We start from the raw sequence: 20,231 nt of genomic DNA on the forward strand, positions 1-20,231 counted from the left end.
CGCCTCCTAGTAAGTCTATCCGATTTCTCCCTCTCGTATAACTTCGTATACAATTGACAGCTACTCAATATTTTGTACTTGTTCACGGATTTTTTCAAGATTATTTTTCATTTCCACAACATATTTTGAAATGGTTAAGTCATTTGCTTTTGAACCAATTGTATTTATTTCACGATGCATTTCTTGTACGATGAAATCCATTTTCCTTCCAACAGGCTCTTTACTTTGCAATGCCTCTTGAAATTGTTCTAAATGACTTTGTAAACGAACTAACTCTTCATGAATATCACAGCGGTCTGCAAACACCGCTATTTCTGTAAGTAATCGTTGTTCTTCTAATTCTTGATTATGTAATTCTTTCAAACGGTTTTCTAAGCGCTCACGATATTTTTGAATAACTGACGGCGCATAAGGAATAATGGCGTGCACACACGTGTTAATTCCTTGTAAACGATGCTCCAAATCTTTATGCAGTCGTTCCCCTTCACCATCACGCATCGTTTTTAACATGCTAGCTGCGCGGCGAACCGCCTCATACAAACTATGTTCAAACGCTTCATTTACATTTTCAACTTCTTCAATTGCTGTCACTTCTGGCATAGCAATAAGCTGTTGTAATGTAATCGAATCCTGTAATTGAAATTTCCCCTTCGCTTCTTCCATAATGAGCTTATATTGCTCTAAAAGGGACCAATCCACGCGTAACTTTCGTTCAACGAGTCCTTCCCCTTCAACAATGATCGATACTTCAATACGTCCGCGGCCTACTTGTTCTGCAATTAACTTGCGGATTTTATCCTCGAACACCATCATTTGCTTTGGAAGACGAATATTCATCTCTAAAAAACGATGGTTGACCGACTTCATTTCTACTGTAATTTGAAACGCATTACTTTCTACTTTTGCGCGTCCAAAACCTGTCATACTCGAAATCATTTTATCACATCCAAGCCATGATCTTACTCAATGAAAAAGGTAATAGAGACTCTACTCTACTACCTTTTCAAATTATAGCATACTTTTATGTCATTTACTATTTCAAGTTTACCCCTCTTTTATATACAATTGGTTTCTTCTTTTCAGACTTCCCAGTTAGCAAGGATCCAACTAATAAAAATGTTGGAATAGAAGAAAGTCCACCAATTAATAACCAATCTCTCGATTGAATTGGCATCGTACTAAAAATCGGTTGCAGCGGCGGATAATATATGACTACTAGCATGAGTAAAATCGAAATAATTACCGCCCCTACTAAATACATATTTCCAAATGGATTACGGTGAAAGACAGAATGCTCACTCCGGCAATCAAACACATGAATAAGCTGAGCTAATACAAGTGTTGCAAAGGCAACTGTTTGCGCATACTTTAATTCATTTGGATGTTGATTGAATGTAATGATAAACGCTAAGAGTGTCATCGCACCGATTAAAAAGCCTCGGCTCACAATTTTCCATGCAAGCCCTCTCGCAAATACCCCTTCTTTTGGATGGCGTGGTTTTCTTCTCATCACATCACCTTCTGCTGCATCAAGTCCAAGCGCCATCGCGGGCAAACCATCTGTTACTAAATTCACCCATAAAATTTGAATCGGTACGAGTGGCAGTGGCAATGCTAATATCATTGCAAATAGCATAACTAAAATTTCGCCAACATTAGACGCTAATAAGTAACGAATAAACTTACGAATGTTTTCGTAAATATTTCTTCCTTCTTTAATCGCCGCTTTAATAGTAGCAAAATTATCATCTAATAACACAAGAGATGATGCTTCTTTCGCAACATCTGTCCCAGTAACCCCCATCGCCACACCAATATCAGCTGCTTTTATAGCAGGCGCATCGTTCACGCCGTCGCCGGTCATTGCCACAATATGATCTTTATTTTGCAACGCCTTCACAATTTTCAACTTATGTTCCGGAGAAACACGCGCAAAGACATATGTTTCATCCACAATATCTTCCAACTCTTCAACTGACATGTTTGCAAGTTCAATTCCTTCCACAACGCGGCCGCCAGATGGTAAAATCCCAAGCTGCTCGGCGATTGCCATCGCTGTAACTTTATGGTCTCCTGTAATCATAATTGTTTTAATCCCCGCCTCTTTACACTCTTGCACCGCTTGTTTCACTTCAGGTCTTGGCGGATCAATCATTCCTTGCAGTCCAATAAACATTAAATCTCGTTCTGCTTCTCGTTCACTTTCCAATTGCTCTGTTGTTTTTAAAGGCTTAAAAGCAATCGCAATTGTACGAAGTGCCTGACTTCCTAACTGATGAATAGCCGTTTGCACTTCATTTCGATACAATTCTGTTAATGGCTGCTGTTTATTTCCCCATAAAATAGTTTGACTCATTTGTAATAAAACATCAGGCGCTCCCTTTGTTATTACAAATTTTTTTCCTGCCTTGTCACGAACGATGACACTCATCATTTTCCGCGTTGAATCAAATGGAAACTCGTGAATGACCTCAAATTGATCCTTTATGCCTTCTCTTGAAATACCAGATTTCATCGCCGCTACAACGAGGGCACCTTCCGTCGGATCACCATCTAATACATATGATTTTTTCTTTTTCACAATATTTGCGTTGTTACATAGACATCCAAATGTAAGGAGCTGATATAAAGAGCGAGCCGCTGTTGGATTTATTTTCTTATCGTCTTTCATAAATTCGCCACTTGGTTCATAACCTTGCCCCGTTACATTCCACGTTTCACCACTCGACCAGACATGTGTGACCATCATTTTATTTTGCGTCATTGTCCCTGTTTTGTCTGAACAAATGACAGATGCGCATCCTAAAGTTTCAACCGCAGGTAACTTTCTTACAATTGCTTTTTTCTTAATCATCCGTTGAACACCAAGTGAGAGTGCTACTGTAACAATGGCCGGCAATCCTTCAGGAATCGCTGCAACCGCAAGCGAAACACCTGCTAAAAACATATGATACATTTCATTACCTTGATAAACACCAACTAATACAACAAGTGCTGTTAAAATTAATGCAACGATAATTAAGATTTTTCCAAGCTGCTCAAGCCTTCTCTGTAGCGGCGTTTCATTTTGCTCCGCATTTTGCAGCATATTTGCAATTTGTCCCATCGCTGTATTCATTCCAGTTCCAATAACAACGCCAATACCGGATCCTCTCGTAATCATCGTTCCCATAAATGCCATATTGGTTTGATCACCAATTGAAACATCAGTACCATGCAGAACATCAATCTTCTTTTGGACCGGCACTGATTCTCCAGTTAATGCAGACTCTTCAATATATAGACTTGAAGCTTCAATGAGCCGTATATCCGCACCGATACGATCCCCGCTTGAAAATTTTATAATGTCTCCAAGCACAAGACCTTTCGAAGGAATCTTCATCCATCTCCCATTCCGAAGTGCAGTTACTTGCGGGGCGGCCAGCTCTTTTAATGCTTCCAGTGATTTTTCTGCTTTTCTCTCTTGAAAAAAACCGAGAATACCATTAATAATGACAATTGCCACAATCGCGATTGCATCCACATATTCTCCTAAAAAAGCAGAAATAATCGTTGCACCAAACAAAACAAGTACCATAAAATCTTTAAATTGCGCCAAAAACACAATAAGTGCAGAAGGCCTTTTTGCTTCTTGTAATTCGTTTGGGCCAAGTTTTTTCAGCCGCACTTCTACCTCTTGCTCCGTCAATCCTGTTTTTACATTTGTATTCGTTCGCTCTTCTACTTCATGTGCACGCAGTTCATACCAATTCATCTCGCCATCTACCTCCTGATTGCAGACATGCTCTAATGAAAGCTTATTCAGCCTCGTCCGAAAAAATGCTATAATTAACTTTTAGTGAGAAAGGAGTGTTCAACGTGGCATTCGATGGATTATTTACAAGAGCAATCACACATGAAATTGCAAACTCTCTTCAAACAGGAAGAATTTCAAAAATATATCAACCGTCAAAATATGAAATTTTATTACATATTCGGGCAAACGGAAAAAATCAAAAATTACTTCTTTCCGCTCACCCAACATATGCGCGGATGCATCTAACAACACAAAACTATGACTCCCCTGCATTACCACCAATGTTTTGCATGCTTCTTCGCAAACATTTAGAAGGTGGATTCATTGAAAAAATTGAACAAATTGATTTAGAACGAATGATTCAAATTACTATTCGCAGCCGCAATGAAATTGGTGATGAATCATTAAAAACAGTAATTATTGAGATTATGGGACGCCATAGCAATATCATTTTAGTAGACTCCAAAACAAATATTATTTTGGACAGCTTAAAACACGTTTCCTTAGCGGTAAACCGTCACCGTACTGTATATGCCGGGATTGAATATGTTGCACCGCCAACGCAACAAAAAATCAACCCCTTGCAAATTGAAACGCAAGAAGAATTTATTCGGCCGCTCGACTTTTTATCAGGAAATATGGATAAACAACTCGTAGGAGCTTTTACAGGAATCTCTCCATTATTTGCAAAAGAAGTAGTTGCAAAAGCTGGCATGGTAAATGAACATGCATTATCTGAAGCATTTTTCACATTACAAAAACCGCTCTTACAACATCAGTATACGCCTTCGATGATTGTAGCAAATGGGAAAGAGTTCTTTTATTTATTCCCGCTTGCACACCTAAAAGGTGAAGAGAAAACCTTCTCATCTGTAAGTGAATTACTAGATCGATTCTTCTTCGGAAAAGCAGAGCGTGACCGCGTAAAGCAACAGGCCCATGATTTAGAACGATTTATGCAAAATGAAAAAGCAAAGAATGAAAAGAAATTAATTAAATTACAAAAAACGTTAGAAGACGCGGGCAAAGCAGATAAATATCAACTATTTGGCGAATTGCTTACAGCTAATATGTACGCAATGAAAAAGGGCGACAAAGAAATTGAAGTTATCAATTACTATGATGAAAATAGCAGTACTGTAAAAATAGCTTTAGATCCACTGCGCACACCATCAGAAAATGCACAGCGTTATTTCCAAAAATATCAAAAAGCAAAAAATTCTATCACAATCGTAGAAGAACAAATCGAAAAAACAAACGAAGAAATCGTTTACTTTGATAGCTTACTACAACAAATGGAAGCTGCTTCTTCTAAAGATATTGAGGAAATTCGCGAAGAACTAGCTGAAGAAGGATATGTACGGAATCGTAAAACGAAAAATGTAAAGAAAAAGCCAACTAAACCTGTATTAGACAAATATATTGCAAGTGATGGAACAGAGATTTTAGTTGGGAAAAATAACAAACAAAACGATTATTTAACGAATAAACTAGCACGCCGGGATGAAATTTGGCTTCATACGAAGGACATTCCAGGTTCTCACGTAGTCATCCGTTCATTAGAGCCAAGTGACGAAACATTAGTGGAAGCAGCAAAGCTCGCTGCCTACTTTAGTAAAGCAAAAGAATCGAGCTCAGTTCCAGTCGATTATACGAAAATTCGTCATGTGAAAAAGCCAAGCGGAGCAAAACTTGGGTTTGTGACATATGATAATCAACAAACAGTATACGTAACACCGAATGCAGACACAGTGATGAAATTAAAGGCTTAAAAATACGAAAAGAAGTTGTCCCAAAAAGTAGTAACTTAGGGCAACTTCTTTTTCATGAAAACCTTTTTCTGTCACAAACAAGGGTTAAAACAAAGAGCGAAAGCGACCTACATGTTGAAAAATCTTAATGAAGCTCTAAAGATTCTCTATATTCCCTTACAAAAAAGATCGTTATTTCATTCATTTTTACACAATCACTTTTCTGTCAAAAAATATAGACACAAAATCATCTTGTGTGTCTATATTTTTTGACAGAGATATAACGAAACTTTTTTCACAGTAGATTTTTACTCCCCATTCATGCTGGATAAAATGTTGGCATTATTCTTGCTTTATATAAGGAGATGAAAGGGAGGAATTAAAATGAATTCAAGAATTAAAAAAATTCAAGAACAGCTACATCAATTTGGAATAGACGGATTACTTATTACAAAAAAAGAAAACCGCAGGTACGCTACTGGATTTACAGGTACTGCTGGAGTTATCTTAATCTCTCCTACAAATGCCGTATTTATTACAGATTTCCGTTATACAGATCAAGCAAAATCGCAAGTACGCGAAGCGGAAATTATTATGCATAAAGGAAACATGGAAAAAGAGATTGCGGCTCAAATAGACAGATTACAAATTAAAAAACTAGGTATAGAAGAAAATAATATGACGCTAAAACAATACACAGCGTTAAAAAAATATACAAATATCGAACTTGTTCATGTAAATGAAATAATCGAGACGATTCGTACTGTAAAAGAAGACTTCGAAATCGAAATGATTAAAATTGCCGCTCGCATCGTAGATGATGCATTTGAGCATATTATAACGTTCCTAAAACCAGGCGTATCCGAACGTGATGTTAGAGATGAATTAGAATTTTTCATGCGAAAACAAGGGGCTTCCTCTTCATCATTTGACATTATCGTTGCGTCCGGCACTCGCTCTTCTCTCCCACACGGAGTAGCTACAAGTAAAATCATTGAAGACGGTGACATTGTTACATTAGACTTCGGTGCACTTTATAACGGATATTGCTCTGATATAACGCGTACTGTTGCAATCGGCAGTTGTTCCGAGGAATTCGTAAAAATATACAACATTATACTTGAAGCTTTAAAACGAGGTACTGCAGCAATTCGCCCAGGTGAGTCAGCAAAAACAATCGATGACATTACAAGAAATTACATTACTGAACATGGATACGGTGAATATTTCGGTCATTCAACAGGCCATGGACTTGGATTAGAACTTCATGAACCTCTTCGATTATCAAAAGACAGTACAGACACACTACAAGAAGGAATGGTTGTAACTGTAGAACCAGGTATTTATATCCCAAACTTTGGCGGTTGCAGAATTGAAGATGATATTGTCGTGACAAAAACTGGACATGAAGTGATTACACATGCGAATAGAGAACTTATCGTTATAGGCTAAAAAGAAGTTTTTCGTTTTTTATCCCTCAATTACTACTCATAAATAGCGGTGATATTTATATAAATATCACCGCTATTTAATACTACTTCTCCCTCTCTTTATTAATTTCAGATAATTCCAAATTATTATTTTTTATGCTATCGTTATATCAAATAATAAAAACTACAAAACCTTACAAAAAATATTCAACAGGAGGTTATAAATGAATCAACATATCGAAGTAGTTCCTATTTTCCTGCAACATTATATTCTCAAATTAACCATTCCTATTTTCCTTTTATTTTTCTTTGTATTTCAAAATAATACGATTATATATTTTTTTCTTTTCTATTACTTATTAGCAATTTCTCTACATTTTTATGTCTCGTATATAGAAAAAAATATAAAAGTTATAGATTCTAAAAAAACTGTCCGTCTCTTCCCTAAAGAAACAGGAACACTAAGCATCATTATGCAAAACAATGCTAAACTTCCCGTTATGAATGGAAAAGTTACATTTCGTACAGCTAAGCTTCCACTTATAAATGAACACATCATATTCAATTCGGATTCGTCTCTTTATAACTACTCAAAAGTAGAAACTGTATCCAATACAATATTTACTTTCTCTTTTGTACAAAATGCTGCTTCCATGCAACAATGGAATTTTTCATTTCAAGCGACAAAACGAGGTTGCTTTCAAATTGAGAATTTAGAATGTATCATCGGTGATCCTTTTCAGTTTATTCATATTCATTTACCTTCCATTCATAAGTTGCGAACAGAAATTCTCGTCTATCCATCACTCAAACCAGTTATAGGATTACAACAAGTTTTCCAAACTACACCTGGTACTTATAAAACAACTCTATCTTTTTATCAAGATGAATCTACTATCATTGGTATTAAACCATATGAACGAGAATCCTTTCGCTCTATCCATTGGAAAGCATCGGCAAAAATGCAACAGTTACATGCAAAACATTATCAACCCGTTCTCAATCATTCTTGGAGTATTTGCCTTTGCTTATCTTATGATGCAATACCTGATTGGAATATAAATATGGAAGATTTGATTTCTTATACCGCATTTATTTGCCAAACTGCAGTAGAAAAAAAGATTCCCTTTGAATTATTTATTAGTATTCTTTCAGAGAACAATCCCATTCACCTTCCTGCAAATGAAGGCATTCAGCAGTATACACAAGCTTTAGAAAAATTAGCTCATATTACACAAGGAAATATATTACTACCAAAAAAGCGATTTATTCACTATTTTATGAACAAACGAGACTACTCTTCTTCTCTTATTTTTATCGGAGTAAATAAAACAGATATTCCATCTGCTCAGCAACGTACATATTTCGTATCAGATAAAGGAGTTGTAGAATAAGATGAAATTATATATTTCTTTTATTATTGACATCTTGCTCCTTCTCTTACTCGCATCATCGCTAGGAATAATAAGGCTACACTTTCTCTTTTTATTTTTAATCATCTATTATTTTTCGTATTACATTGTGAAAAAATATATACATAACTATTTTGGATACCTTATTTTTTATTCTTTTCTTATCATCAATAATTATGTTCTATTTTCTACTACAATTTTTCATACGCTTATTTTTTCATGTATTTTCTTTATTCTCTTATTCAAAAAGAATATATCTTTAGTAGAAAAATTTATTTTTTCTGTGTTAATCATTGTTGTATCGATGTTTTTAAGTATGGACTTTCCTTCATCATTTGATATTTTTGTACTTTTGTTACAAGGGTTTATCATACTTTTATTAACCAGTCACAACAAAAAACAACAAGTTACTCGGCCCATCATGATAATTGGTTTAAGTATTGTTAGCTTTCTTCTCTTACATATAGGAATCTATTTTCGAATAGGCTTATTCTATGTTATATCAATGTTTTTCCCTAGTATTGGCTATGCAGTAACTCCTTTATTTGAACGGATTCCAACAAGAACAGGTAACAAAATTGCAAAAGTGTTGCAAAATCAATCCGGGAATAACTCTCAATTGCACGAGGGCCTTGTTTCTTCTTCTAATAATCAATCATCACAACTTCCCTATATACTCATTGGAGTAACAGGTTTATTTCTAATGAGTTATGTCATCTATCGTATTGTAAAACGAAAAAACGGATTAAAAATAAAGGAAACGAACATACTCCCTGCTGTATTTATGCCAAGTAAAGTCACAAATGGAACAAAAAACAAAAAAAGTAAGGCACCTGAAAATCCATTTCGTTATATCATTTTTCAATTAGAACAACAGTTGCATCCTCCGTTCTCCCGACACCGCGGGGAAACGTTAGAAGATTGGTTATTTCGTTTAAAAAGACTAGGAATTTCAATCAATGAAATGCTTATCATTCATTCTTATAACGAAGCTCGTTATTCGCAAAATAAACTAGATTCTCATCTACTGACCTCGCTAGAAAAAGAAGTTGAACATATTATTGCTCAACAAAAAAGCGGCAAAGGAAGTTGATTCCAAAAAAATTGAAATTTTAAAGATTATTTTCCGCTTTATTCCTATACATAAAAAAGGATTCTCTTCCTATTTGGAGAAATGAAATAAAGGTCTACATTTCATAACAGGGGGATTACAATGGAGAATTTATTTTTAATTGATAAAATCGACGGATTAAGCGACGATTTTTCTAAACTTGTTTCGATGATGAATTATGCACGTTTCTCAACACTACATGCAGTTCAAGATTTAACAATTGAAGAATTAGATTACTTAAATGATGAAAATGCAAATTCAATCGGTATGCTTCTGTATCACATGGCAGCTATCGAATTTTATTATCAAATTCATACCTTTGAAGACAGAGAGCCGACGGAAGAAGAACTAGAACGCTGGTTACCAGGTGTTGAACTCGGTAGTCTTGGACGGGAGAAAATCAAAAACCAACCGCTAGATTTCTACATCAACACATTACAAGAAGTGCGCGAGAAAACAATCGCTACATTTCAATCACTTCCAAACGAATGGTTATTTAAAACAACTCCATTTTGGGAGGGCAAGCCAGCAAACAATTATTTCAAATGGTTTCATGTGTTTGAAGACGAACTAAATCACCGTGGACAAATTCGCATGATTAAAAAAATGCAACAGGCTCAATCCGTAAAATAATATGTAAAAAAGCTGTATTACTTTATACGTGAAGTAATACAGCTTTTTGTTATGACTTTAATTTATTTTATTAAACTCTTATTTCAGTAAAAGCATGCTCTAATGATTATTAGATGAATGTCCCTACTCTATCAAATTTAATAATATACTTCATTATTCCGCTCATAAATTTAGCTTATATGCTTTAATTGTGTTTTTTCTTTCTTTCTATTCCGCCCTTTAAATAAAGCAAAACTAATTAAAATTGCTAAAGTTGTAAAACAAACCACTGTTCCAACTGAAATTCCATTACTAAACGTTGAGCCTATGAAGATAATACATAATCCCACGATTCCAATAATAGTTGTAGTTGGAAATAACTTCATTTTAAAATTAGGCATCGTTGCATAGTTAGGACGTAATTTAAGTTGCGCAAAGCAAATACTTAACCAAAGCAATAACATTGTAAACCCTGGAATTGTCATCATTGTTCCGATAATACTATTTGGAGCAAAGAATGCTAGGCCTGCCCCGATCAATAGTAATAAGCCATTCAAAGAAATTGCAATGATTGGTGCACCTGATTTCGCAGTCTGTTTCAATATTTTTGGTGCTTCTCCTTTTTCAGCTAACGCAACCATTGTTCTGGAAGTAGCAAAAACTCCTGAATTCGCCGCTGAAAGAACTGCAGTTAATAAAACAAAATTCATAATATGTGCAACACCTGGGATACCAATGGCATTCATTACTTGTATAAATGGACTTTCATTTCCTGCAACTTCATTCCAAGGTATTAATCCCGCAATAATTGTAATGGGCAAGATATAAAATATGATTACGCGCCAAACAACACCCTTTATCACTTTAGGTAACACCTTTTCAACGTCTTTTGTCTCAGAAATTGCTACCCCTATTAACTCAGATCCTCCGAACGAAAACATTACAATAAAACAAGCACTAAATACCCCTTTAATACCATTTGGAAAGAATCCACCATGCCCAAGTAAATGTTCCGTTGGTGTTGACGGAGCAAAACTCGTTAGTCCAAATAAGACTGCTCCTCCTAAAAGGATGAATAATACAAGTGCCAAAATTTTTATACTAGCAAACCAAAATTCCATTTCGCCATAAAATTTCACTTGAAAGCTGTTAATCCCCACAACTAATAGTGCACAAATAGCACTTAGTAACCAAAGAGGTACATTCGGAAACCAAAATTGTAAAAAAGATCCTGCAGCTAATATTTCTACAATTGTAACAAGCGTCCAGTTAATCCAGTATAGCCATCCCACTACAAATGATACGTGAAATCCAAAAGCCTTATGAACTAAATGTTGAACATTTTGATTTGGATAAACAACAGCCATTTCTGCTAAAGCCACCATAACAATCATCATTAATAATCCACCAAGTAAGTACGAAATAATTACGCCAGGCCCAGCAATCCCTAAAGTATCTCCACTACCTTTAAAAATACCCGTACCAATCATTCCCGCTAACGCTAAAAATTGCACATGTCTAGGTAATAACTCTTTCTTTAAACCATCTTTCTTCATTCTGTTCTCCTCTTTCTGTTCTTAATTTCCCAAGTTGTTTTGCAAGTGATTTTACATAGTAATAGCCATCTTCCATAGCTATTCACCTCCTTTACATTTCTATTGGTACTTGGTGAATGAATTGATTTATACTAGCTAAATTCATTTTTTAAATAACGGCCTGTCAGTCTTATCCACAATTAGGCCTCTTAAAAGCATCATCATTCATACATTTAAGTACTTCTATTTAAAAAGTAAATAAAAAATCCCTACTGAAATTAATCAGTAGGGACGATTTTATTCGCGGTACCACCCTAGTTATTGACAAACTTTATATGTCAATCTCTTCATTCTCTATAACGGCTCTTCACCGTCTTCCCCTTACTATTCGCTCGAAGAAGATGCTCCTGGATTGTAATTCATGTTGTTCTATGTACTGACTTACACCAACCGCCAGCTCTCTTTAACAGGGAGAACATACACTACTCTATTCCATTCATCGCTTATCTATTATTTAGTTGTTATGAAAATACAAAAAACCCCTACTGAAATTAATCAGTAGGGACGATTTTATTCGCGGTACCACCCTAATTATTGACAAACTTTATATGTCAATCTCTTCATTCTCTATAACGGCTCTTCACCGTCTTCCCCTTACTATTCGCTCGAAGAAGATGCTCCTGGATTGTAATTCATGTTGTTCTATGTACTGACTTACACCAACCGCCAGCTCTCTTTAACAGGGAAAACATACACTACTCTATTCCATTCATCGCTTATCTATTATTTAGTTGTTATGAAAATACAAAAAATCCCTACTGAAAATTAATCAGTAGGGACGATTTTATTCGCGGTACCACCCTAATTATTGACAAACTTTATATGTCAATCTCTTCATTCTCTATAACGGCTCTTCACCGTCTTCCCCTTACTATTCGCTCGAAGAAGATGCTCCTGGATTGTAATTCATGTTGTTCTATGTACTGACTTACACCAACCGCCAGCTCTCTTTAACAGGGAGAACATACACTACTTTATTCCATTCATCGCTTATCTTATTTACTTAATGATTATCCTATAATAAATAAGGTAAAAAAGCAATATTTTTTATACACGAAATGTATCATCATGTAATAATAACTTTCTATTTACTTTGGAAACAATCATTCCAGAAACAATTAAAATTACAAATATATAAATGAATTTCGCTAAAAATAACCACTCTTGAAAAAGTGACATAGCAGCCATTTTTTTCTGACCTGCTATTAATAGAAATGCTACAGTCGGTACTAAAATAATAAATTCAATCGTAAAAATTAGTTTCTTTTTCTTACTTAAATTTCGAATATCCTCCCACCTGTATAGCAAAGCAAAAATAATTCCAGCAATAAAAACAATGTTTATCCAATTATCTGCAATTAGATGAGTTAAAATAATAGATAAAATTAAACTAGCCATTAAACCGTAAAAACCTATTTTTTTTGCCATAAAAACCTCCTTTATTTTCCATTTATAGAATTACTTTCATTATAACATTCATTCATTCATTATGTTTTTTGTATGTCGTACTTATTCCATTACGGTGAGTGAAATTGTTCTCCTATTTTAAACAGTTGACCCTACTGGGGGATTCATACTTCTTCATACCACTTATGACCTCTGCTTTAATCCATTCAAAAATGTATGAATTTTCCTACAAAGCATGTAATCCTTATCTCATTTCATGGTAATATAAACCATATATAAAGATAGAAAGGAGTTATTATTATGCCACACATCATTTCCCTCAATATCGGGACACCGCAAAAATTCCAGTTTCAAGGGAAAGAAATTGAAACTGGTTTGTTTAAAGAAAGTATTAATAAACCATTATATTTATCGACACTTAACTTCGAAGGCGACGGTCAGGCTGATTTAAAGCATCACGGCGGAAAAGATAAAGCTGTTTGTATATATGCCTTTGAACATTATCCATATTGGGAACAAGAGCTAACGCAGCAACTTCCATACGGAGCATTCGGAGAAAATTTAACAGTAACAGGATTACTGGAATCAGATGTATGCATTGGTGATATATATAAAATAGGAGAAGCGCTCGTTCAAGTAACACAGCCGAGACAACCTTGCTATAAACTATCTTATCGCTACAATCGAAAAGACTTCCCGCTTCTTGTGCAAAATACAGGATTTACTGGCTTTTATGTAAGAGTGCTAACAGAAGGAACTGTTTCCCCTTCTGATGAAATAATATTAATAGAACATAATAAACACCACATCACAATAGCCTTCGCAAATGAAATCATGCACCGCGATAAACAAAATATTGAAGGTATACAACGCATATTAGCAGTTGATTCTTTATCAGAAAGCTGGCGTAACACATTTACGAAGCGATTAGAAGGAAAAGAAACGAGTACAGAAAAACGTTTAACAGGAAAATAATAAAGTGAAAATTCCATCAGTGGGGGTCTTATTTACTGCCCACGAATAGCGGAATAATTTGATAGAAAAGAGGACAGCACATGAGTGAATTTGCATTCGTATTACTTATTTGTCCATTGCTTGTCTTTATTTTTTCTGTTATTGGTACACGGGTTACAAAAACATATTATGTAATGCCTATTATTACGTTTGCGATTTTTCTTATTTTGGCAGTAACCTTATTTAATCGATCATTTTTCTTTTGGGTCGGGATGTATAGTATTTTTTCATTTCTTGTTTCTTATATAACACTATTATTTGAAAAAGAGAAAAAAGAAGTAGATAAAAAGCATTAACTATGTCATTACATGTTACTGAAGGAGCATTATTCATGATTTTCTTTGATATTGATGGTACTCTACTTGATTATGAGCTCGCTGAAAAAAATGGTATTCTTGACTTCTTTCGCGAGCATAATCCTATTTTTTCTGGTAAAGAATTTGAAGCTAGCAAACTATGGAACCAACTCTCTGAACAATACTTTAATCAATTTTTATCCAATACATTATCGTTTCAAGAACAACAAAGATTGCGAATGCTACACCTTTTTCAAAAATATGGCGTTCTCTTAACGAATGAAGAAGCTGATGAGAAATTCAGCCTATATTTATCCTTATATATAGAAAACTGGACAGTGTATGAAGATGTAGTCTATGTACTAGATAGCTTAAAACAAAAAGGTTATCCATTAGGAATTATTAGTAATGGGAATTATGAACAACAAATTGAAAAACTACATCGTTTACATATCTTACATTATTTCGATCCCGTTATCACTTCTAGTGAAATAGGTGTGGCAAAACCTAATATAGCTATCTTTCAAACAGCTAGTATGAAAGCCAAATGTCAAATTCAAGATTGCTATTACATTGGTGATCGCTTAGAAACAGATGCCCTCAGCAGTAAAAAAGCTGGTATGCATGGAATATGGCTAGATCGAAGTAATAAAAAACAACAATGTAGTGTTCTTACCATACAATCGTTGTATGAATTAATTCATATACTTACATAAACGCTCTAGTACGAATATTTAGACTACCTATTATAAAACCGTAAAAGAAAGGAATAACATATGGTCTCATTATTAAAATTTCTAGTCACTCTCATTTTTGTTTGTTGCCTCTTCTTGTTAGCATTTGCATGGGATAAAACCGAGCAATTTCTTAATGCAACTATTTTTAAAAAGTTTAGTGCAAAGTGGAGAAAGATACTCTTAACAGCCATAACCATCTTATTCGAATTACTTGTGATATGGCGCTTCTCAATTTTTTTCAAAGTATCTGTCTTAGAAAGTTTAGTTATGGGAAGTATTTTATTATTATGTTGCGTTTGGCTTATTCCCTATTTCGTTACGATTCAAAGAAATAATGCTAAAATTGCAGATAAATATTATAGCGGTGGTGTAGATTTAGGATCAGTAACAGTATTCCGCCTTTCTTTAAATCCTCTTGTATTTGGTACGATTATTTTATCAACTGCAAGTATTGGCATTGGCATATTTTATTACCTGCCTTATTTTTTATAATAAGATTAATTGATAATGATCACTGCACCTCTCTTTTATTTTCTCTGAATTTTAAAACAAATAATTTTATTGTTCATGAATGCAATATAAAAAACACGACTGATTTCCCCCACACAGTCGTGTTTTTTCTTATTATGCTGTAATCCAAGCTTTATCAGCTAGATTTAAATGTATCGATTCCCCTACTATTATGGTTCTCTGCTGCAATACCTTTCCGTATCACACTTTAAGAAATTATTCTATGCGTCCTCGCTACCACTTTGATTTATTGTCGTTTCAAATTTCTTTATTTTGGTTATTTTTCTATATACTTAACGTGTTTCAAACCAGTATACGACAATGTAAACTAAGATAAAGGATCCTCCAAATATCAACAAACGAAATAATATGGGGATAAAAGATAATGATGTGAAGTATAGTAAATATAGAATTATAAAAGGAATAAAAAATAAAAATAGTATATATGTTTTATTTTTAACTATTGTTAGTATGCAACCTCCACCAAAAATAACTCCTATAATAATCCCATATATCCAAATTATTGTTTCATCGCTATCTATCATTTAATCACCTTTTCCTATAAGATTTCCGTCCTTTCCTAAAATCTTTATAAAATACATAAGCATCCGATGCCCAACCAATCGGACCTAATAAGGTTTTCCTTCCTACTTTTCCAGCCAATCGAATACTCACTTTTTGAAATTGCCTAGCATTTGCTTTACTTTGTACTCTAGACAATATTTTTCCTTTTTTAGATTTTAAATTTGCACTTTGCTGAACTAGCCATTTGGATTTATTTTGATATTTGCCATACGATTTCGTTGCTTCCCATTATGGTTGCAAAAATTTTGAACTAGCCATTACGGATCCACCATCATCACCGGATTGTTATTCCCATACGTATACCCATTCTGCGTAATCGGATCATCCTCATCACCCGGATCTGGATCCACAGACAAGAACACACCATGAGTTGGATTGTAATATCTCGCAATTAAATAATACATCCCAATTTCTTCATCATACATATATCCCGCATAGCCAAATGGATTCTCTGCGGCGATGCCTTTTGCGTCATATGTTAGGGATTCGTTGCCAAATTTCGTTATCTGGTTGCCGTCGTTAAATACAGTTGTTGATACAGCTGTCCTGCTTCTGTTACTTGTGCGTTTGTGCGGTTTCCAAAGCCGTCATAGCTGTATTCTTTCATTGTACCATTTTGTAATGCTTCTTTTGTTAGTTGATTAATAGAATCATATGCATATGTTGTTTTTTCTGTTTTGTCACCGTTTTTGCGTTCGATTGCGGTGCGGTTACTTGTTGCGTCATACGTATAGGATTCTTCTAAAATACGCTGTGAATCTTTTGTGCCTATTTGTAAGTTTGTCAGTTTCTTTGTGTGGTCATACGTAAATTGGCCCGCCGCGCTATTGCCGACTTGATAACGAACAACGTTTCCAATATCAAATACATTATGATTTCTTCCATTATAAAAAACAACATGTTAGAAATAACATAACCGCACAAATATAACTCCCCCTCTACTATTATGTATAAAAAAACACGACCGCGTTCCCCCCCACGGTCGTGTTTTCTTTATCATTACGCTGTAATCCAAGCCTCGTCAGCTGGATTTTTACGCCATTTTTGTAGTTTCTTCGTTTCTGCTTCGCCAATCATCTCTTTTTCTACTTTACCTTCAATCTGGTTTCCTTTACTATGACCTTTTGCTTTTGGATATATAAGTTTATTTTAATTTTTTCGACATTCGATATATAAATCCCTATTATGTACAACGAAAACTAACCTGCACTCACTTTAACACTTGCATATGGGAGGATCCGCTTCTCTGCATGGCCGGATCCCCTCTCCCTCCTAAATAGAATGGTTTTCTATTGGTTTTTCAATTGATATTTATATAGACAGATGATCGCATCATCCATTTCTCACCTATTATGATCTAGCATTATGCTGTTTCCCTTTCTTCCCCATAGTTGTCTCCATAGTCCGAACGAAACAACTGCAAGCATAATTGTCGTAATCATACTTCCTTCGATTCCGAATGCTCCACCATGTAATAGGTTGGGACCACTCGTAACCGATTTAAATAATGGTGTAGAATATGCCGTTGTTCCACTCACCGCAAAACCATATACATTATATTGAGCCCAGTTCCATATAGAATGCCAAGCACAAATCCCCCAAAGACTACCCTCTTTTAATACATAAAATGCCGCAAATACACCAACTAATATGATATTTAATATTGAAAGAATTGTAATATCAGGGTTAAATAAATGAAGAAAACCAAATAGAATTGAAGTTACAACCACCCCAATCCATATGCGGCTTCTTACAGATATAACAGGAAACAACCACCCTCGTACTACAACCTCTTCTGCGGCTCCTTGTATTAAAAATGCAACTAAAGATCCGAATATACTAAATATACCTGTCGTTGTAATATGTTGTATTTGCAACTGTACAGCTCCTGTTATAACAAGAAATACAACTGGTATTGATATGAATATAAATCCTAGCAAAGCTCCGCGCAAATACTTTTTTATCCATTGTCCTTTCCAAAGACCAATGGATGAAAATGGTCTTTTCTCCACAAATCGAACCCATAAAAATACAATTAAGATTGTTCCTCCAAATGTTAATACCATTTCTAAATCAAGATATATCCCCTCCATAAAGGTCGTTCTTGCCTTCGGTAAAAACAACATAAAGAGCATAAACAATTCACCTAAAACTAAAAATAAAATTGTTAATATCACCGCTAAAATTGGATGTACTTTCTTTTTTCCTTCTCGTACTGCTTCTATTGTTTTAAATCGATCATTATTCATTTTTTCCCTCCCAAGTCCTTCGTTATTTCTGTTACAATCTACTTATATTTTTCCAAACGCTTACCCCTAATTAAAAAATGTAATAATAAAAACTAATAAAGGCGTTTCACTTTATTATCTTTTTGATACGACATCCTTCATCATCTTATTTTCGACACATAGTATTTTTTTCCTTTTTCTTGTAATATATAAATTCATGAACATGAGAAAGAAGACTCCGCCAATACCGAAGTCTTCTTTTAAATCCTTTCGTTCTTAAGATTCTTTCTTATTACACTGTCTATCAGATACTATTCATATATACTCCTTACATGAATGAATACATATAATTGCAAAAAAACACGACCGCGTTCCCCCACGGTCGTGTTTTCTATATTATTACGCTGTAACCCAAGCCTCGTCAGCTGGATTTTTACGCCATTCTTGCAGTTTCTTCGTTTCTGCTTCGCCAATGATACCTTTTTCTGCTGCTACTTCTGTAAGTGCACTGTAGTCACTTAAAGAGTATGATGCAACGTTTGCTGCTGCTAATTTTTCTTTTCCTGATTCTAGTTCGTATGTGAAGATTGATACGATTCCTAGTACTTCACAACCAGCTTCGCGAAGTGCCTCTACACAAGTGATTGCACTGCCGCCAGTTGAGATTAAATCTTCTACTACGACAACTTTTTGGCCTTTTTCTGCTTTACCTTCGATCTGGTTACCTTTACCATGACCTTTTGCCTTGCTGCGTACATAGCACATTGGTAAGTTCATACGGTCGCTTACCCAAGCAGCGTGCGCAATACCTGCTGTTGCTGTACCTGCAATAACTTCTACATCTCCGAAGTGTGTTTGAATTAATTCTTCTAATCCTGCTGCAATCGCTTGGCGTACTTCTGGGTATGATAACGTTAAACGGTTATCACAATAAATTGGTGATTTCATGCCAGAAGACCATGTAAATGGATCATTTGGTTGTAAAAATACTGCTCCGATATCTAATAAATGAGATGCAATTTGTTTTTTCATACTGTTACACCCTCCCACTGTTCTTTTACAATTTGATACGCCTCGCGCGGATTTTCTGCTTTTGTAATACTACGTCCTACTACGATATAACTAGAGCCGAGTTCACGCGCACGTTTTGGCGTTGCTACACGCACTTGGTCATTTACATCGTCGCTTGCAAGACGAATCCCCGGTGTTACTGTTACGAAAGCGTCTCCGCATACTTCACGTAATTTTGGTACTTCAAGCGTTGAACAAACAACGCCGTCCAAACCGCTTTCTTTTGTTAATTTCGCATAGTGAGCAACCGCTTCTTCTAACGTTTTCTCAATGCCGATCTCTTTTTTCATTACTTCTTCCGATGTGCTTGTTAGTTGTGTAACTGCAATACAAATCGGTCTCTCTTTTCCTTCTTTCTTACCTTCCTCTAATCCCTCAAGCGCATATTTCATCATACTGCTTCCCCCAGCAGCATGAACGTTTACCATGTCAACTTCTAAACTAGCTAAATTACGCATTGCACTTTTTACTGTGTTCGGAATATCATGAAGTTTCAAATCTAGAAAAATTTGATGTCCTTTTTCTTTTAAATACGTGATAATAGCAGGTCCCTCTTTATAAAACAGTTCCATACCAACTTTGACAAATAATTGTTCTCCTTCAAAGTGACTTAAAAACTGTTCTACCTCTGCCTTACCTGGAAAATCTAGTGCAACTATTAAAGATTGTGACATGC

16 protein-coding genes, 2 pseudogenes and 3 other annotated features are annotated in these 20,231 nt (G+C 35.1%); of the genes and pseudogenes, 9 read left to right on the forward strand and 9 right to left on the reverse strand.

Annotation, left to right across the window (positions count from 1 at the left end):
• Window positions 1-60 precede the first annotated feature (60 nt).
• Both BR72_RS00545 and BR72_RS00550 read right to left on the reverse strand, forming a co-directional pair.
• Window positions 61-936, reverse strand: coding sequence for a YicC/YloC family endoribonuclease (locus BR72_RS00545; RefSeq protein ID WP_035429054.1), 876 nt, complete (start codon window positions 934-936; stop codon window positions 61-63).
• Window positions 937-1,033: 97 nt separating this feature from the next.
• Window positions 1,034-3,754, reverse strand: coding sequence for a calcium-translocating P-type ATPase, SERCA-type (locus tag BR72_RS00550; protein ID WP_035429057.1), 2,721 nt, complete (start codon window positions 3,752-3,754; stop codon window positions 1,034-1,036).
• Window positions 3,755-3,858: 104 nt separating this feature from the next.
• Between BR72_RS00550 and BR72_RS00555 the strand changes: the two genes are divergently transcribed.
• The 5 genes from BR72_RS00555 to BR72_RS00575 all read left to right on the forward strand — a co-directional run bounded on the left by BR72_RS00555 (window position 3,859) and on the right by BR72_RS00575 (window position 10,133).
• Window positions 3,859-5,568, forward strand: coding sequence for an Rqc2 family fibronectin-binding protein (locus BR72_RS00555; protein WP_035429059.1), 1,710 nt, complete (start codon window positions 3,859-3,861; stop codon window positions 5,566-5,568).
• A gap of 363 nt (window positions 5,569-5,931) precedes the next feature.
• Window positions 5,932-6,999, forward strand: a complete 1,068-nt coding sequence (locus tag BR72_RS00560; protein ID WP_035429061.1) for a M24 family metallopeptidase — start codon at window positions 5,932-5,934, stop codon at window positions 6,997-6,999.
• 202 nt (window positions 7,000-7,201) lie between these two features.
• Window positions 7,202-8,371, forward strand: coding sequence for a DUF58 domain-containing protein (locus tag BR72_RS00565; protein ID WP_035429064.1), 1,170 nt, complete (start codon window positions 7,202-7,204; stop codon window positions 8,369-8,371).
• A 1-nt stretch (window position 8,372) separates the two neighbouring features.
• Entirely contained in the window at window positions 8,373-9,482 is a 1,110-nt protein-coding gene (locus BR72_RS26610; protein ID WP_035429067.1) for a DUF4018 domain-containing protein, read from the forward strand.
• 120 nt (window positions 9,483-9,602) lie between these two features.
• Window positions 9,603-10,133 (forward strand): DinB family protein, encoded by a 531-nt coding sequence (locus BR72_RS00575; protein ID WP_035429069.1) that lies wholly within the window; start codon window positions 9,603-9,605, stop codon window positions 10,131-10,133.
• 170 nt (window positions 10,134-10,303) lie between these two features.
• Here the strand turns inward: BR72_RS00575 and BR72_RS00580 are convergent, their stop codons facing one another.
• Together BR72_RS00580 and BR72_RS00585 are read right to left on the reverse strand one after the other, a co-directional pair.
• The gene (locus BR72_RS00580; RefSeq protein WP_035429070.1) at window positions 10,304-11,668 is read right to left on the reverse strand and encodes an amino acid permease; all 1,365 of its coding nucleotides are present in this window, start codon (window positions 11,666-11,668) and stop codon (window positions 10,304-10,306) included.
• A gap of 263 nt (window positions 11,669-11,931) precedes the next feature.
• Window positions 11,932-12,156: a binding site (T-box leader), on the reverse strand.
• Window positions 12,157-12,204: 48 nt separating this feature from the next.
• Window positions 12,205-12,429 (reverse strand) — a binding site (T-box leader).
• A gap of 49 nt (window positions 12,430-12,478) precedes the next feature.
• Window positions 12,479-12,703: a binding site (T-box leader), on the reverse strand.
• A gap of 51 nt (window positions 12,704-12,754) precedes the next feature.
• Window positions 12,755-13,135, reverse strand: a complete 381-nt coding sequence (locus tag BR72_RS00585) for a YoqO family protein (protein WP_035429072.1) — start codon at window positions 13,133-13,135, stop codon at window positions 12,755-12,757.
• Window positions 13,136-13,414: 279 nt separating this feature from the next.
• Here BR72_RS00585 and BR72_RS00590 point away from each other — a divergent pair, with 279 nt between their 5' ends.
• From BR72_RS00590 to BR72_RS00605, 4 genes are all read left to right on the forward strand, one after another.
• On the forward strand, window positions 13,415-14,089 hold the full coding sequence (locus tag BR72_RS00590; RefSeq protein ID WP_035429073.1) for an MOSC domain-containing protein: 675 nt from the start codon (window positions 13,415-13,417) through the stop codon (window positions 14,087-14,089).
• A gap of 80 nt (window positions 14,090-14,169) precedes the next feature.
• Window positions 14,170-14,424, forward strand: a complete 255-nt coding sequence (locus BR72_RS00595; protein WP_035429075.1) for a YbeF family protein — start codon at window positions 14,170-14,172, stop codon at window positions 14,422-14,424.
• Between the two features lie 35 nt (window positions 14,425-14,459).
• Window positions 14,460-15,140, forward strand: coding sequence for an HAD family hydrolase (locus BR72_RS00600; RefSeq protein ID WP_035429078.1), 681 nt, complete (start codon window positions 14,460-14,462; stop codon window positions 15,138-15,140).
• A 60-nt stretch (window positions 15,141-15,200) separates the two neighbouring features.
• Window positions 15,201-15,653: a hypothetical protein gene (locus BR72_RS00605; protein WP_035429081.1), complete on the forward strand. Its 453-nt coding sequence runs from the start codon at window positions 15,201-15,203 to the stop codon at window positions 15,651-15,653.
• Between the two features lie 863 nt (window positions 15,654-16,516).
• Here the strand turns inward: BR72_RS00605 and BR72_RS27545 are convergent.
• The 5 genes and pseudogenes from BR72_RS27545 to pyrF form a co-directional block, all read right to left on the reverse strand.
• Window positions 16,517-17,118 (reverse strand): annotated as a pseudogene (locus BR72_RS27545) (RHS repeat-associated core domain-containing protein); the annotation flags it as partial.
• A 137-nt stretch (window positions 17,119-17,255) separates the two neighbouring features.
• Window positions 17,256-17,354, reverse strand: a pseudogene (locus BR72_RS26180) (orotate phosphoribosyltransferase); the annotation flags it as partial.
• A gap of 245 nt (window positions 17,355-17,599) precedes the next feature.
• Window positions 17,600-18,505, reverse strand: coding sequence for a CPBP family intramembrane glutamic endopeptidase (locus BR72_RS00615; RefSeq protein WP_035429083.1), 906 nt, complete (start codon window positions 18,503-18,505; stop codon window positions 17,600-17,602).
• A gap of 378 nt (window positions 18,506-18,883) precedes the next feature.
• Window positions 18,884-19,516, reverse strand: a complete 633-nt coding sequence (gene pyrE, locus BR72_RS00620) for an orotate phosphoribosyltransferase (protein ID WP_035429085.1) — start codon at window positions 19,514-19,516, stop codon at window positions 18,884-18,886.
• The gene (gene pyrF, locus BR72_RS00625; RefSeq protein WP_035429087.1) at window positions 19,513-20,229 is read right to left on the reverse strand and encodes an orotidine-5'-phosphate decarboxylase; all 717 of its coding nucleotides are present in this window, start codon (window positions 20,227-20,229) and stop codon (window positions 19,513-19,515) included. Before pyrF ends, pyrE begins: the two co-directional genes overlap by 4 nt.
• Window positions 20,230-20,231 lie beyond the last annotated feature (2 nt).

The sequence above is a fragment of the Bacillus sp. UNC322MFChir4.1 genome (assembly GCF_000746135.1).
Classification (GTDB): Bacteria; Bacillota; Bacilli; order Bacillales; family Bacillaceae_G; genus Bacillus_A.

Excerpts from the sequence above, each read along its gene's own strand:
- BR72_RS00545 (WP_035429054.1), bottom strand. The coding sequence starts at position 936 with ATGATTTCGAGTATGACAGGTTTTGGACGCGCAAAAGTAGAAAGTAAT.
- BR72_RS00550 (WP_035429057.1), bottom strand. The coding sequence starts at position 3,754 with ATGAATTGGTATGAACTGCGTGCACATGAAGTAGAAGAGCGAACGAAT.
- BR72_RS00560 (WP_035429061.1), top strand. The coding sequence starts at position 5,932 with ATGAATTCAAGAATTAAAAAAATTCAAGAACAGCTACATCAATTTGGA.
- BR72_RS00565 (WP_035429064.1), top strand. The coding sequence starts at position 7,202 with ATGAATCAACATATCGAAGTAGTTCCTATTTTCCTGCAACATTATATT.
- BR72_RS26610 (WP_035429067.1), top strand. The coding sequence starts at position 8,373 with ATGAAATTATATATTTCTTTTATTATTGACATCTTGCTCCTTCTCTTA.
- BR72_RS00575 (WP_035429069.1), top strand. The coding sequence starts at position 9,603 with ATGGAGAATTTATTTTTAATTGATAAAATCGACGGATTAAGCGACGAT.
- BR72_RS00580 (WP_035429070.1), bottom strand. The coding sequence starts at position 11,668 with ATGAAGAAAGATGGTTTAAAGAAAGAGTTATTACCTAGACATGTGCAA.
- BR72_RS00585 (WP_035429072.1), bottom strand. The coding sequence starts at position 13,135 with ATGGCAAAAAAAATAGGTTTTTACGGTTTAATGGCTAGTTTAATTTTA.
- BR72_RS00590 (WP_035429073.1), top strand. The coding sequence starts at position 13,415 with ATGCCACACATCATTTCCCTCAATATCGGGACACCGCAAAAATTCCAG.
- BR72_RS00595 (WP_035429075.1), top strand. The coding sequence starts at position 14,170 with ATGAGTGAATTTGCATTCGTATTACTTATTTGTCCATTGCTTGTCTTT.
- BR72_RS00600 (WP_035429078.1), top strand. The coding sequence starts at position 14,460 with ATGATTTTCTTTGATATTGATGGTACTCTACTTGATTATGAGCTCGCT.
- BR72_RS00605 (WP_035429081.1), top strand. The coding sequence starts at position 15,201 with ATGGTCTCATTATTAAAATTTCTAGTCACTCTCATTTTTGTTTGTTGC.
- BR72_RS00615 (WP_035429083.1), bottom strand. The coding sequence starts at position 18,505 with ATGAATAATGATCGATTTAAAACAATAGAAGCAGTACGAGAAGGAAAA.
- pyrE (WP_035429085.1), bottom strand. The coding sequence starts at position 19,516 with ATGAAAAAACAAATTGCATCTCATTTATTAGATATCGGAGCAGTATTT.
- pyrF (WP_035429087.1), bottom strand. The coding sequence starts at position 20,229 with ATGTCACAATCTTTAATAGTTGCACTAGATTTTCCAGGTAAGGCAGAG.